The 14,794-nt window shown below is 62.2% G+C and carries 12 protein-coding genes; 9 read left to right on the top strand and 3 right to left on the bottom strand.

The genetic code is table 11. The features are described 5' to 3' along the window. From ACYU7Q_RS21795 to ACYU7Q_RS21785, 3 genes are all read left to right on the top strand, one after another. The coding region (locus ACYU7Q_RS21795; RefSeq protein ID WP_460611571.1) for a glycoside hydrolase family 2 TIM barrel-domain containing protein at nt 1–683 on the top strand (683 nt) is incomplete at its 5' end. 315 nt (nt 684–998) lie between these two features. Next, nucleotides 999–2,057: a LacI family DNA-binding transcriptional regulator gene (locus tag ACYU7Q_RS21790; RefSeq protein ID WP_460611570.1), complete on the top strand. Its 1,059-nt coding sequence runs from the start codon at nt 999–1,001 to the stop codon at nt 2,055–2,057. Nucleotides 2,058–2,085: 28 nt separating this feature from the next. Then, nucleotides 2,086–3,972, top strand: coding sequence for a cellulase family glycosylhydrolase (locus tag ACYU7Q_RS21785; RefSeq protein ID WP_460611569.1), 1,887 nt, complete (start codon nt 2,086–2,088; stop codon nt 3,970–3,972). Nucleotides 3,973–4,106: 134 nt separating this feature from the next. On the opposite strand, the gene ACYU7Q_RS21780 is transcribed toward ACYU7Q_RS21785, so the two are convergent. Beyond that, the gene (locus tag ACYU7Q_RS21780; RefSeq protein WP_460611568.1) at nt 4,107–5,423 is read right to left on the bottom strand and encodes a T9SS type A sorting domain-containing protein; all 1,317 of its coding nucleotides are present in this window, start codon (nt 5,421–5,423) and stop codon (nt 4,107–4,109) included. An 814-nt stretch (nt 5,424–6,237) separates the two neighbouring features. Here ACYU7Q_RS21780 and ACYU7Q_RS21775 point away from each other — a divergent pair. Continuing rightward, nucleotides 6,238–7,020, top strand: a complete 783-nt coding sequence (locus ACYU7Q_RS21775; protein ID WP_460611567.1) for an IS5 family transposase — start codon at nt 6,238–6,240, stop codon at nt 7,018–7,020. 92 nt (nt 7,021–7,112) lie between these two features. Further along, a complete protein-coding gene (locus ACYU7Q_RS21770; protein ID WP_460611566.1) occupies nt 7,113–7,658 on the top strand; it encodes a hypothetical protein in 546 nt (181 codons plus the stop codon). A 238-nt stretch (nt 7,659–7,896) separates the two neighbouring features. Here ACYU7Q_RS21770 and ACYU7Q_RS21765 read toward each other — a convergent pair whose 3' ends face one another. After that, complete coding sequence (locus ACYU7Q_RS21765; RefSeq protein ID WP_460611565.1) at nt 7,897–8,742, bottom strand: helix-turn-helix domain-containing protein; 846 nt, start codon at nt 8,740–8,742, stop codon at nt 7,897–7,899. 197 nt (nt 8,743–8,939) lie between these two features. On the opposite strand from ACYU7Q_RS21765, the gene ACYU7Q_RS21760 reads away from it, so the two are divergent. The 4 genes from ACYU7Q_RS21760 (at nt 8,940) to ACYU7Q_RS21745 (ending at nt 14,504) form a co-directional block, all read left to right on the top strand. Further along, nucleotides 8,940–10,190, top strand: coding sequence for a TolC family protein (locus ACYU7Q_RS21760; protein WP_460611564.1), 1,251 nt, complete (start codon nt 8,940–8,942; stop codon nt 10,188–10,190). Between the two features lie 5 nt (nt 10,191–10,195). Beyond that, nucleotides 10,196–11,254: an HlyD family secretion protein gene (locus tag ACYU7Q_RS21755; protein ID WP_460611563.1), complete on the top strand. Its 1,059-nt coding sequence runs from the start codon at nt 10,196–10,198 to the stop codon at nt 11,252–11,254. A 12-nt stretch (nt 11,255–11,266) separates the two neighbouring features. Beyond that, the gene (locus ACYU7Q_RS21750) at nt 11,267–12,850 is read left to right on the top strand and encodes an efflux MFS transporter permease (protein ID WP_460611562.1); all 1,584 of its coding nucleotides are present in this window, start codon (nt 11,267–11,269) and stop codon (nt 12,848–12,850) included. 142 nt (nt 12,851–12,992) lie between these two features. Further along, nucleotides 12,993–14,504: an IS1182 family transposase gene (locus ACYU7Q_RS21745; protein WP_460611561.1), complete on the top strand. Its 1,512-nt coding sequence runs from the start codon at nt 12,993–12,995 to the stop codon at nt 14,502–14,504. Nucleotides 14,505–14,646: 142 nt separating this feature from the next. On the opposite strand, the gene ACYU7Q_RS21740 is transcribed toward ACYU7Q_RS21745, so the two are convergent. Next, a complete protein-coding gene (locus ACYU7Q_RS21740) occupies nt 14,647–14,790 on the bottom strand; it encodes a hypothetical protein (protein WP_460611560.1) in 144 nt (47 codons plus the stop codon). Nucleotides 14,791–14,794: the final 4 nt, after the last annotated feature.

Below are 14,794 nucleotides of genomic sequence, written 5' to 3'. Positions count from 1 at the left end.
TGCCCGTGTACTGGACCATTGCCTGGCAAAACCAAGCCACCTACCAGAACGCCGAAACCCAACTCTCCGACCTGATTTCGATGGGGAAAAACCGCGCCAGCATCGTCGTCTGGTCCGTCGGCAACGAGACGCCGCCCGGCGCAGCCCGCCTGAAATTCATGACCAGCCTGGTGCACAAAGCCCGCGCCCTCGACGACACCCGCCTGGTAGCAGCGGCGCTGGAGCTGCACCGTAACGGCCCGCAAGTGACCGTGGACGACGACCTCGGCGCCGAGCTCGACCTGGCCAGCTTCAACGAATACGCCGGCTGGTACTGGAACGACAAGCTCAGCGACGTGCCCAACTACACGTTCAACATCAAGTACAACAAGCCCGTGGTCATCAGCGAGTTTGGCGGCGACGCCCTGGCCGGCTACCACGGCGACGCCAACACCCGGTGGAGCGAGGAATTTCAGGAGGCCTTGTACCAGAATCAGCTGAAAATGCTCGGCCACATTCAGGGCCTGCGCGGCATGACGCCCTGGATTCTGGCCGATTTCCGCGCCACCCGCCGCCAACACCCGGTGTACCAGAACGGCTTTAACCGCAAGGGCTTGATTTCGAGCACCGGCGTCAAGAAGAAGGCGTTCTACGTGCTCCAGGACTACTATCGTCAGCAAGCCGCGAAATACGACGGCAAATAAGTGCCTTTCTCCGAGCCTTTCTACTGGCTCCTGCATGCTTACCTGGCGGCTGCCGGCCGCAGAATTCTACCGAATTCTGCAACGCAGTTGCTCAACCCCGCACGGCGCCTCACGAAAATGGTGGGAACGTAGCAGTGAGGCCCGGGTTGGGACAACTATGGCCGGTAGCCGCCAGCAAGCATTGATGCCGTGTTAACCATTAGCCCTGGCCAGGGGCCTGCGGCTGGCCGTTTCCGGGCCGCTTGCCAGCACGCGGCTGGGGTAATCAAATGCGAAAAGTCCGCTTCGAATTCTTCCACCTAGAACTTCGCTGGAATGGCTGTCATCAAATTAAAACAACTCGCGCAAGCGCTCAATCTCACCGTCGCTTCGGTTTCGCGGGCCCTGCGCGACAGCCATGAAATCTCGCCGCAAACCAAGGAGCGGGTGCATCAGCTGGCGGCCGAGCTCAACTACCAGCCGAATGCCTACGCCAGCAGCTTGCGCCGCAACGTAAGTCGGACCATTGCGGTGGTCATTCCCAAAGTCACCAACCCCTTTTTCGCCCTTGCCATCAACGGCATCGAAGAAGTAGCCCGCCAAAACGGCTTCTACGTCTTAATCTGCCTGACCCACGACGATTACGCGCGGGAAGCGGCCATTTTGCAGCACCTCGGCGGCGGGCGGGCCGACGGGCTGCTCATGTCGGTGGCCAGCGAAACCCAGGATTTTGCGCCCCTCAAAGCCTTCGCGGACACCGGCCTGCCCATCGTGTTTTTTGACCGCGTTTGCGGCGAGGTGCCCACGGCAACGGTCACCACCAACGACTACGAAAGCGGCCGGGAAGCCACTGAGCACCTCATCGCCGGTGGCTGCCGAACCATCGCCCACCTGCTCATTTCCAACAAGCTATCCATCGGCCAGCTGCGCCACCAGGGGTATCTGGACGCGCTTCAGGCCCACGGCCTCCCGCACGACCCTGACCTGGTGGTGAGCGGCGTGAGCGACGATGGCCGGAACGTGGCGCTCGTACGAAAATTATTGCGGCGCCGGCCCGACATCGACGGCATCTTTGCGTCGGTTGAGCGCCTGGCTGCCAGCGCCTACCAGGTCTGCAACGAGTTGGGCCGGCGCATCCCCGAAGACATCAAAATCATCGGCTTCTCCAACCTGGAAGACGTGTCGCTGCTCGCCCCTCCCCTCTCCACCATCACCCAGCCCGCTCACCACATCGGGCGCGAGGCCGCCGCCATTCTCATCCGGGCGATAGAAAAGAAAAAGCCGGTGCTGCCCGCCCAGAGCCTGGTGCTGAAGTCGACGCTGATTAAGCGGGACTCAACCGCCGTTACCGGGTCGAAAAAGCAGGGGATAATTACCCTAAACAGGTGCGCTTAGAAGCAGTAACCATCTAATTTTCTACTTAATGAAAATACTCTTACGCTCAACCATCAACCGTCTTGTTTGCCAACGCAGTCCCAAACAAGCGCTGCTGGCGGGCTTGGCGCTGCTGACGCTGCTGAGCCAAGGGGCCGCCGCGCAAGGCCTTCCGATGCTGCAAGCCAAAGGGCCGGAAATAGTGAATGCCCAAGGCCAGGCGGTGCTGCTGCGGGGCTGCAACGTCGGCGGCTGGCTGTTGCAGGAAAGCTACATTCTGAAAACCGACACGCTGGATTCGCAGGGCCGCATCAAGCGCGGGCTGCTGCGGCAAATGCCGGAGGCGGAAATGGAGAAGTTTTACCGAAAATACCGGGCCGGCTTCGTCACGAAAAAGGAGATTGACTTGATGGCCCGGCAGGGTTTCAACTGCGTGCGGCTGCCGTTTCACTACGACCTGTTTCTGACCGCAGCCCAGCGCAACGCCCGCTCCCAGGCCCTGCGCGACCCGCGCCAGCTCGATGCCTACGTGCAGCAGCTGAGCACATGGTACGATGCGAACCAGCTCTTCACCAATGCCAAGCAGTTGGAAGGGTTTCGCCTGATTGACCAGGTGCTGAGCTGGTGCGCCGCCAACCACATGTACGTGGTGCTTGACCTGCACGCCGCCCCCGGCGGCCAGGGCACCGACCGCAACATCAACGACAACTTCCTGCCCCTGGACCTCTGGAAACGGCACGACGCCAAGGGCCGGCTCATCTACCAAGACATTACCGTGCGGCTGTGGGAAAAGCTGGCGGCCCGCTACCGCGCCGACCCGCGCGTGGGCATGTACGACCTCATCAACGAGCCCCACAACCTCAACGCCGAGCACGGCCTGTCGGCCGACAACACGGAGCTGCACGCGCTCTACGCCCGGCTGGTGGCCGCCGTGCGGGCCCAGAACGACCAGCACCTCATCCTGCTCGAAGGCAACGGCTACGGCAACGAGTACACCCAACTCACCCCGGACCAGTTTCCGGTCGCCAGCCGCGCCAATCTGGTGTACAACGCCCACCGCTACTGGTGCACCAACAGCCCCACGGCCCTCGACCCGCATCCCAACCAGGTGAACCTGATTGCCAACGTGGCCGCCTTCCGCGACCGGTGGCAGGTGCCGGTGTGGGTGGGCGAAACCGGCGAAAACTCCAACGAGTGGTTCCGCACGGCGCGGCAGGGCCTGGAGGCGCAGCGCATTGGCTGGTGCCACTGGACGGTGAAGCGCGTGGACGGCCGCACCAGCCTGCTAAACGTGGCGCCCTACGGCAGCATCCTCACGCCCCAGGGCCGCGCAACGTTGCTGCGCAACATCCGTTACAGCCGCTGCACGCCCAACAAAGACGTGCTGGCCGCCCTCACCCAGCCCACCACCGCCAGCACGCCCTTCGCCGACCTGCGCATTCCGGGCACCATCCCGCTGGTGGCTTACGACATGGGCCCGGCCGAAGTGGCCTACCACGACACCTATTCGGCCCGCACGGATTTCCGCAATCACGCCCCCTGGAACGAAGGCGGCCGCTACCGCAACGACGGCGTGGACATTGACTCCGTCCGCGACGGGACCACGCGCGGCCTGGCCGTGGGCCACCTGGCGGCCGGCGAATGGATGAACTACACCCTCACGGTGGCACAGGCCGGCACCTACACCGTGCAGCTGCGCGCTGCCAACGCGGGCCCTGCGGAAGGCAAGATGTTGCTCAAGCTGGACGGCGCCCCGTTGGCCTCGGTAGCCGTGCCCAGCACGGGCGGGGCCACAGCCTGGCAAACGTTTTCGACCACGGCGGTGCTGCCGGCGGGGCGGCACACGGTGCAGCTGCTCATCGAGCAGCCCGCGACCGAGCTAGCCTGGCTGCGCTTTGAGTTGGAGGCGACTGCTTCCGCGTCGCAGAAACCGTAGATTGCAGCGCTAAAAAGCTGTTTGCATCCCTGATGCCGGCCAACAGAAACGGCCCGTTGCGCTTTGATAAGCACAGCGGGCCGTTCTTGTTGGTATTTGCTGTGCTCCTGGCCGACCCAGAAGCAAGGCGGCGGTTACTCGCAAATCAGGCGCTTATTCACCACACCAGCGCTGGTTTCCAGCCGTAGGGTGTAAACCCCGGCGGTCAAACCAGTCAGCGGCAGCATGCGTCCGGCACCAGGGGTTGATTTTTGCGTCCGCACCGTTTGGCCCAGCGCATTGATAACCGACACGGCCAGGGTTTCGCGTTGCAGCGTGGCTGGCAGGCTGAGGTAAACTTCGGCCTGGGCGGGGTTAGGCGAAAGGGTAATTTCCTGCGCCAGTTGGGCCGAGGCCGTGTTCAGGGCAATGGTTTCGCGGGTGCCCGGCGAGAACGAGATGCCGCGGAAGGCGTAGCTCCCGCCGCTCAGGTTATCGACCAGCGCGGTTTTGGTCACGCTGATGTTGGCCGTGTAGGCACTGGCATCTGCCAGCTTCACCAGCGAGGTATAAGTGACGGCATAGAGGGTGGGCACGCCGTTTTCCAGCTGCCCGGTCATGTCCCGAATCAGGCCATCGGTCACGCCCGTGAGCGTGTAAGTGCCGCGCGCGGTCCACGTCGTGCCGTTGAAAGTGTATTTGTTCACCGGGGAGCCGGCCGTCACGTCGTCCGTGTAATACAGCAGGTCCACGCCCGGCACGGCCGGGTTCACGTCAAACATCACAAAGGCACCGGCGGCCGGGGTGCCCGTAGCCGGAATGCCGGGTAGGTCCACGGCGGTGGCAGCCGCCGTGGGCAGGCCCGTAAACCGCCGGATTTTCGCTCCGCTCGTCGTGGCCCCCGTGCTGGAGGTGGTGAAATACAGGTTGCCGTCGTACACCTGCATCTTCTTAGCGCTGACGAGCGGCAGCACCGCCGTCGGCACTACGGACGCCGGTGGGGTAACAGCTGTCGGGGCCGGGGCATACGTTATGCCGGCGGTTTCAGCCCCGAAAGCCACGTAGATGCCGCCTGCATTGGTCACCAGCGAGGTGCGCAGCGGGTTGGTGGTACTGCTGAAGCCGGCCGAGGTGTTAATGTTGCCCTGCGCATCGAAAATGGCTACCACCCGGCTGGCCGTCGAGGCCGAAGCGGCGTTGGCGGTGCCCGGGGGCAGGTTGTAGGCCGCCAGGGAGAGCTTTGTGCGGTCGGGCGAGATGCCCATCACCCCGTCGTTGTTGCTGCGCACGGCTGAGCCGGTCAGGCCAAAGTTGGAGCCCGCATCGGCCACGGGAATGCTAATGCTGCGCACGAGCGTGCCAGTGGTCGTGTACTCGTCCAGCGCCGCGGGCAGCGTCACGCCGCTCGTAGGCGCGGCGCCCGTTCGGTCGCCATAGCGCGCCACGGCCAGCGTGCCTTGGGTGAAGGGCACTGCTTGGCCGAAACTCAGTAGCGGTGAACAAGCCCAGCAAGCAATTAGTAGCCGCGGAACGGGGTGCATTATGCGTTTCCAACGGATTGAGTCAAGGTTTACCATAGGGTGGGGTTTGGATGATTAGTGAAAGCTGGTTTGGTGTAACAGTAGTGACCATCTTTAAAAAGAGCAAAATGTTCGAAGTGGACACACGATGGCCCGGCTACTTATGGCAGAGTCCGTGCTCCTCAAGTCATATGGTATTGAACAAGGAATAGCATCATCTACTGCTCGTTTGCCTCGTGACTACCCGATGGTAACTGCCCCTTTAGTATGTTATTCTTTACTAGTTGCGGTTGCTGGCCAGGGGAATTATTTCATCACAAAAAATTGAGTGCAACGAAAGCCTGACCAGGTGAAATTTATGATTTCAAGGTATATTCAATCGCACAAGTTTTCGCCGGTGCTAAATCGCGTGCCGATACCCTACGCTGCTTTTTTCTGGCTTTATTTCATCATCAATCCCCGTAATCGATTACGCAGAAAACCGCGAAACGGGACACGTTGGTCACGTGGAATCAGGCCGTCTGAGAACAGATATAGCCAGGACCGAATGGTTGGCAGCACCGCACCATTGCCGCAGAAAGCTGGCAGCTCAGGGACTGGGGCCGTTTATTGTGCAGGCTGATTTATTAGCGTCTAAACCGAAAGGGAAGCATCTAAACGCTCCTTTTCCTTGCCAGCCCCTTTTAGAACGTGTTTGGGAATTGGCAAGGCAAAAAGAAACGAGTCAGTAAGTTGCGGCCGGAGTTCCTAGGCTCCGGTTCGCTTTATGGTTGAGAGCTATCAAACCCTTACTGACTCGCAGTGGCAAGTTATTGCGCCGTTGCTGCCCGTTCACCGCAAACGCCGCCTGTGCCTACGGCAAGTACTTGATGCGCTGCGTTATATCTGCCGAACGGGCTGCCAGTGGCGGTGTCTGCCAGCCCGCTTTCCTCCGTGGCCAGCCGTGTACTATTATTTCGCCCGCTGGCAAACCACCGGCCTGCTGCAACGACTCAATGAAGCCGCTAATCGCGTGGACCGGCTGGCGCGGAATCGCCTGCACACCCCGTCGCTGGCCCTGGTCGACGCGCAAAGCGTCAAACTGGCCCCGCGCCTAGGCCAGCAGCGGGGCCTCGACGCCCACAAGCGCATCAATGGGCGCAAGCGCCAGGTGCTCTGCGACACGGGCGGCCGCAGCTGGCAGGTCGCCGTGCATGCGGCCAGTGGCCACGATAGCCGCGCCGCCTACGCGCTCTTGCCCCGGCGCGACCAGCTTCGCCCGGGCTGGGCCAGCCGGCTGCGCACCGTGCTGACCGACAGCGCGTATCAAGGACGTTTTGCCCGGCAGGTCCGGGCCCTGAGCTGGCAGCATCAGGTGGCGAGCCGCCCGCCTAGCGTCGGCCGGGGCTTCGTGCCCGTCGCCAAACGCTGGGTGGTGGAACGCACCTTCGCCTGGCTCAATTACTTTCGACGCATCGTCGTGGATTACGAACGCACCCCAGCCAGCCACGTGGCGTGGATACTGCTCGCCAATCTAACCATGACCTTACGACGTGCTACCGCCGATTGAAATCCCAAACACGCTCTTAGTCTGCCAACTTGGAAGCGGAAGCCTGCTCAACTCCATTGCATTCACTACCTTGAGGGCTTTAAACTGCTGTTATGCGTAGGCATTCTGGTTCCTTGCTGTGCATCCTCTGTTGCGCGGCCCCGTCCTTGGCTTGTAGCTGCCGGTGGTTTGAGAGTGAGGCGCAACTGCAGCAACTCTACGACCAGTCTGATGCGGTGTTTATCGGGCGTGCCTTCGCGGCCATTGCCCCGCGCACTCCGGGAACGGGCCCGCGCTTGTTGGGTCCGGATGTGCTGGTGCAAGTCACCCGTTGGAAAAAGGGACGCCCCCGGCGTGATACGGTGCTGGTCTTACAAACCGATAGCAATTCCGCCCGTGCCTTCACTAAAGGAGAAACCGTCTACGTGTTTGCCCGCGACATCCGGCGCGTGCAGGTCCTGCCGCCACAGGCAGAAGAGCCCTATTCCCACTTCGACGAGTCGCAACACGTCTTTTTTCGAAGCGGAGAGCCCACCGAAGTAAACCAGTATCAGCAATGGGCAAAGCGTTTTCCAGCAGTTACCACGAACCAATGCGCTTCCTTCACGAAGGACCACCGATTAGTACCAGCCTCTTTGCAGGCAAAGGCGGAACAATAGGGGAAACGGCCTTTGCGCTCTTCAAGGCTGATAAGGCCGCTTTCCTGAAATGCTCCTTTGGCTCGTTGGACCGCTTTCGTAAACGATTGGTAATGGGCGCTATTAAACGAACAGGCCAAAACCTGTAAGTCGACCATGCAGTTTCTGCACACCATTTCCGCATATTTTGCAATACAACGGGCTATCGAGGCCGCTGAGCACATACTAGCATCCGTGTTCGTTTGTTCGGTCTCCGACCCTATTGCCGCCGGATATGCTTACTCTGCCGGCGCTCCTGGGGCAAAAAGTCGCTTGGGCGTCGCTGGACGAGCTGGTAAAAGGTATTGCTGAACGCCGACAGGCTGTTATACCCTACTTCGTAGGCTATTTCGCTAATGCTCTTGGACGTTTGCAGCAGCAGCTCCATGGCGGCGATGATGCGGCAGAGCTTCAGATACTGGACAAACGACAGGCTCATGCGCTGCTGGAATAGCCGCGTAAGCGTGCGCGTGCTGAAGCCGAACTGCCGGGCCAGCGCTCCTAACTCCAGGGGCTCGCCCAGGTTTTTGGCAACGTAGGCCAGCAGGGGCCGCAGGCGCTCATCGTCGGTGGTGGGCAGGCTGATAGGCAGCGGATGCCGGCTGATGGTCGGCAGAATGGACTTGAGCGTCGCCAGAAACTGAAACCGCTCCGCATCGGCCGGCTCGATGTGCCCGGCCCATGGCTCGGTATACAGCAGCATCTCATAAAGCAGCGTCGTGACCGGGTAAATCCCCAGTACGCTGTAAAAAGGATGGGTTAAGTCGTCGGCAACGGCAAAGCAGATGTTGTGCAGCAAATGACTGTGCGACTGCACGAAGATGAAATGGTCCAGCAGCGGCGGAATCCAGACGTAGTGCCTCGGGGGCAGGAAATACGTGCGGTTCAAGGTGTGGAGGTACGCCAACCCTTCCTCTACGTACAGAAACTGTCCTTTCTGATGATGGTGCAGCGGGTAGTTGTGTTCCGTGCGCTGATGCTGAACAAACATGCTTTCGGGCCGGGCGTCGATGTCGGCGACCTGTTGCAAAAAATCTTCGGCGGTAAGGGTAGTCGCGCTGGACATGGCAGAGGAGGATTTGGCCGGTTTAAGCAAATTTATGGCTAATTAGAAAAAGCCTACGCTTTTGGGTGCTGGTAACTTTGTGGTGTAAAAACGCACTGAAAATGAAGTACCGAAGTCGGGGGCATCTGTTGGGTGTATTATCCTTATTCACAGCAATCTACCCGGTAAATGCACAGAACGCGCAGCCCGCTTCACCAGTGCTGACGCTGCAAGCGGCCTGGCAGCGCGCCGAAACCCACAACAAGGAAGTGCTGCTGCAACGCAAGCAGGTAGCCATCAGCCAGGAACAGGTAAAAGACCGTCAGACCGAGCGCCTGCCCACCGTGCAAACGGGCGGCGAGTACGCCTACCTGGGTGGGTTGGAGCTGTATCAGCCGGGCGCGGGGCTGAAAAACCCCGAGGCCATTGCGGTGCCGCCCAGTCCGCACGCCTATGCGGCGCACGTGGGCACCGAGTGGGACGTGTATACCGGCGGCCGCATCAAAAGCCAGATTGCCGCCCAGCAGCTGACGGCCGAGGTCGAAACGCAGCGTCTCCACCTGACGCAGGCCGACATCCGCTTGCGGGTGGCCGCGGCCTACCTCGACCTGAAAAGCAACGCCGTGTATAAAACGCTGACCGAAAGCAACGTGCGCGAGTCGGAGAAGCGCCTGCACCAGATTCAGTCGCTGTATAAAAACGGCGTGGTGCTGCGCAGCGATATGCTGCGGGCCGAGCTGCAATACTCGCGGCAGAAGCTGCTGCTGACCGAAATCGGCAACAACATCACCCTGGCCAACCAGCGCCTCAACCTGCTGATGGGCGCCCCCGAAGACCAGCCCAACGTGCCGGCCGCCGACATCCTCCCCCCCGGCGCAGCCCTGAGCGGCAGCTACGACGACTACCTGCGCCAGGCGCAGCAGGAGGCGTTCGAGCCCCGGATTGCGGGCTTGCAGTCGCGCATCAGCGAGGCGCGGCTGCAGGAGACGGAAGCGGCCAAGCGGCCGCAGGTGGGGCTCTTTGCCGGCTACGGCTACACCTACCCCAACCGCCTGGTGTTTCCCAACGTGGGGCAGATTTATGGCCTCGGCCAGGTGGGCGTGCGCATCAATTACAAGCTCTCGGCGTTGTACACCGACCGCCACGCCGAAAACGTAGCCGAGCTGACCGTAGAGCGGCAAAAGCTGGCCGAAGAGCACGTGCTCGACGACAAGCGGCAGGAAGTGAAAACGGCCTACGTGCGCTACCAGGAAACGCTGGAGCGCATGCGCATGGCCGAGCAAAACATCCAGCAGGCCACCGAAAACTACCGCATTGTGCGCAGCACGTATTTCAACCAGCTGGCCCTGCTTACCGACCTGCTCGATGCCGACAACCAACTCCTGCAGTCGCGCTTTGCCCTGGTGTCGGCGCAGGTGCAGGCGGCCACGCAGTACTATCAACTTCAAAAGGCCCTCGGCAAACTTTAATTTAGATGACCAAGCCGAAAAATTCCGACAACCGGGCCGACCGGGTTATTACCCACCTGACCAGCTGGATGGCCGGGCTGCTGTTTGTGGCGCTGCTCCTCTGGGGCGGCATCACGGGCTGGCGCCTGCTGCGCTACGAAGAAACCAACGACGCGCAGGTCGAAGAATACATTAACCCCCTGAACAGCAAGGTGGCGGGCTACATCCACCGCATCCGCTACCAGGAAAACCAGGCCGTGCGGGCCGGCGATACGCTGGTGGTGCTCGACGACCGCGACTACCAGCTGCCGGTCGCCGAAGCCGAGGCGGCGCTGGCCAACACGCAGGCGCAGCTGGCGGTGCTGGGCAGCAACGTGCAAACCTCGGAGCGCACCTCCGAGGTGAGCCAGGCGCAGATTGGAGCCGCGCGCGCCCGCCTGCGCGAGCAGCAGCAGGAGTTTGACCGCTACAAAAAGCTGCTGGCCGACGAAGCCGTGACGCGCCAGCAGTTCGAGCGCCAGCAGACGGCGCTGGCCGTGGCGCGCTCCGAATTTGCGGCGCTGCAGGGCGGCTATGCGACCTCCCGCTCCAAAGTCGATGAAACCAAAGGGCAGCGGGCGGTGCTGCTGGCCGAGATAAAGCGGCGCCAGGCGGCGCTGCAGAAAGCGCGGCTCGACTTGTCGTACACCGTTATCACGGCGCCTTACAATGGCAAGATGGGCCGCCTCACCATTCAGGATGGCCAGCTGGTGCAGGCCGGGCAGCCACTGGCCTTCATCGTGAATACGCAGCAGGGCAAGTGGGTGACGGCCAACTTCAAGGAAACCCAGATTCGTGCCATGCACGTGGGCCAGCCGGTGCAGGTTACCACCGACGCCGACCCCGGCACCACGTTCGCGGGCCAGGTCGAGTCGCTGTCGCCGGCCACGGGCGCGCGGTTTTCGCTGCTCCCCCCCGACAACGCCACCGGCAACTTCATCAAGGTCATTCAGCGCATCCCGGTGCGCATTCGCCTTACCGACCCGCCCGCCAAGGTGGCGCAGCTCGAAGCCGGTATGAACGCCACCGTCACGGTGCGCAAGTAGCGGCCATACCCCATGCATTCGCCCCAACCCCTGTTTAAGCCGTGGGCGCCCGAGTGGCTTATCCGCGCCACGCTGTTTCTGGCGCTGGTGCCCTCAAGCATTCTGCTGGCGCTCTATGGCAGCACCCCGGCCGACGCGGCGGGCTTCTACGGCATGGAGCCCAGCGACGTGCAGTTTTCCATCCTGATTTACTACGCCGGGCTTGTGGCGTATTTTCCGTTCGACCCACGGTTTTCGAGCTACCTGCTGTCGCGGCAGTATTTTATCTGGAGCCTGTTTCTGCTCATCCTCAGCGTGTGGCTGTGCACGCTCACGCACCAGCCGTACGTGCTGTTTGGGCTGCGCTTTTTTCAGGGAATGGTGGGCGCGGCCATTGGCAGCCCCTGCCTGACGCTGATTTACTCGCGGCTCGAATCGAAGCGGGCGCGGGCCATGGGCTATGCCGTGTTTTACGGGGCGCTGCTGGCCGCCGCGCCCCTGAGCACGATGGTGGCCTCGCTGACGCTGGACCGGTTTGATTTTCCGGCGCTGTTTCACGTATTTATTCTGCTTCAGCTGCCCGGCGCGCTGCTCCTCATCCTGCTGCTCAACGATGTGCGGCTCAAGCGCAAAATGCCGCTCTCGCAGCTCGAATGGCCGAGCTTCCTCTACTTTGCCATCGTGTTAGGGTTGTTTGCCTACGTCATGTCGTACGGCCAGCAGCTCTACTGGACGCAGAGTTGGACCGTCCTGCTGGCCCTGCTGGCGATGCTGATTTTTGGCAGTCTGTTCGTGCTGCGGCAGTTCACCCTCAAGCGTCCTTACATCGACCTGCGCGTGCTGCGCTACCGCAATTTTCGGGTCGGGCTGGTGCTGTTCGTTTTTTTCTACCTCTGCCGGGGCACCGCGGGCATTGCCACCAGCTACTTCGTGGGCGCGTTGCGGCTCGACGCCTGGAATCTTTCCTACATCCAGCTGGCTACGCTGGCGGGCACAGTGGCTGGCATTGCGCTCACCGTGCGGTTTGTGCTGGTGGGCACGCCCATGCGCAACATCTGGCTGGTGGGCTTTGGCCTGCTGCTGGCGTACCATGTGTGGATGTACTTTCTGTTCGGCCCCTCGCGCGGCCCGGCCGAGTTCCTGGGGCCCTTGTTTTTGCAGGGCGCGGGCACCGGCACGCTGTTCATTCCGCTGATTGTCTACACGCTGTCGGCCCTGCCTCCCGCGCTGGGCGCGGCCGGCTCTTACGCGGCCGTGACGGTGCGCTTCTTCACCTTCAGTGGCTCGATGGCGCTGACGGGCTTTTTCCAGCTCTTCTGGCGCTCGGCGCACTACGACCGGTTCCGGCAGGAAGCTGCCCTCGACAATCCCTTCCTTGCCGCCCGGCTACAAGGCTACCAACAAACCCTCCAAGGCAAAGGCCTAGCGTTCGAACCGGCGCAGAAAGCGGCTGTACGCCTGCTGGCGAACGCCATGGAAGCCCAAAGCCAACTCCGCTTTTCGATGGGCTACTATGCCATGATAAGCGCAGGCATTGCGGCGCTGATACTGGCGCTGGTAGTGTTTCCGCCGGTGCGCAATAAGGTCCGCTACTTCCGTCAGCGGCCCCTGCCGTAGCCGGGAGTAGGAGGAAGAGTCCTGTCATGCCGGCCCGCGTTGGGAGACGGAGGGATTTTCTGCAAAAACGGACCGTGGCTGTTGCAGAAGTCGGGTTCGTAGAGGGAAGGTGCAAGGCAAGAAACCATTTCTCGACAAAGAGGTGACCCGCTTTCGGCTTTCCGAGCGGGTGCCGCCGCATAATCTGTACCGGCGGCAGGCCGAACTGGTCGACTGGACCTTCCTTTATGAGGAAACGCGGGCGCTTTACAGCCACACGGGCCAGCCCTCGCTCGACCCGGTGGTCTTCTTCAAGCTCGTGCTCGTGGGCCGGCTGGAAAACCTGGTCAGCGACCGTCGTCTCATTGAGCACTGCGCCCTGCGGCTGGACCTCCTCTGGTTCCTGGGCTACGAAGTGGACGAGGAATTGCCTTGGCATTCCACCGTGAGCCGCACCCGCCAGCTCTTTCCAGCCGCCGTGTTTGAGCGCTTGTTCGACCACGTCTTCGCCCAGTGCGTGGCCCGGGGCCTGGTGGCTGGCGACACGCAGGCCGTCGACTCGGCCCCCGTCAAGGCCAACGCCTCCCTAGACAGCGTGGCCGAAAAACAGGCGCAGCCGGCCCAGGCACCGCACCTGTCCGGCACAGGCCCGCCACACCGGGCGACGTCGGGGCCGCCGCTTATCACGGCGCCCGCGCACCAGTTGCGCCGCGAAGCCGCCCGGCAGGCCAAGCGCCGGGCCGAGCCCGGGCCCGTGGGTGCGCAGCACGAAAAAGCGCGTTTGCTCAGCAACAAGACGCATTACAGCCCCACCGACCCGGACGCGCGCATCTCCATCAAGCCCGGCAAGGCCCGGGCGCTCAACCACCTCTGCAGCCTGGCCGTCGACACGGCCCACGGCGTCATCAGCCACGTGCAGGCCGATTACGCCGACAGCCGCGACAGCCTGCATTTCCCCCGCCTGCTCGCCGGCCTGCAGCGACACCTGCGCGGCCACGAACTGCGCTTACGCGACCTCTTGGCCGACGCGGGCTACGCCAACGGCTCGAACTATGCCCTGCTCGAAGCGCAAGCGGTGACGACCTGGATACCGGTCTTTGGCCAGTACAAAGCCGAAATCGAGGGCTTTACCTACGACGCTGCGCAGGACGTCTACCACTGCCGGGCGGGCAAGGTACTGCCCTTTCGCAAGTACGACACCACGACCGACGGCCACTGGCTCAAAATCTATTGGGCCACCTGCCAGGACTGCCAACAGTGCCCGCTGAAGCCCACCTGCGTGCCCGGGGCCAAGCGCAAGCAACTCACCCGCACCCTTTACGACGCCCCGTACCGCCGCGCCTGGCAACGGCAGCAAAGCCGCCGGGGCCAGCGCATGCGCCGGGTCCGCCAGGGCACGGTGGAACCGGTGTTTGGAAACCTGCTGCACCACTACGGTCTGCGCCGGCTGAACGTACGCGGCCACGCCGGGGCCCACAAAACCATGCTGCTCACGGCCGTCGCTTACAACCTCAAGAAGCTGCTCAAGTACCGCCCCGAACGGCAGTTGAGCCTAGCCGTGGCCCTGCCACAGCCCCTGTTAGCCACAAATGCACGCACTTGGCGGTCCAATGGGCGCTCCGAAGCGTCCACGCGGGCTCTCGCGAAGCCGCGACTCCGCAACCGAACCGCCTAACCCGAGTTCTGCAACAGCCACCACCGTTTTCCTAAACGCAGTTTGACTTCTTGACCTAACCAGCGTTTCAGTTTGAATTGTATTTGGCTCAAGATAATGCGTGCGGTTTGAGATTTAAGCAACAGTTCAACTACCCTCGTATTTACTCCACCGTGAGGCGCGGGGCCTTGCTGCCCACGCGCACCACGTACACGCCCGTGGCCTGCCCAGCGGGCAGCACCGGCGGCGCCGTGCCGCTGGCATCGGCCGTAGCGGCCAGCACCTCGCGGCCCAGCGCATCGAACACCCGT

This window comes from Hymenobacter terrigena (assembly GCF_054776515.1).
This window is presented reverse-complemented; position numbering and strand designations above follow the sequence as displayed.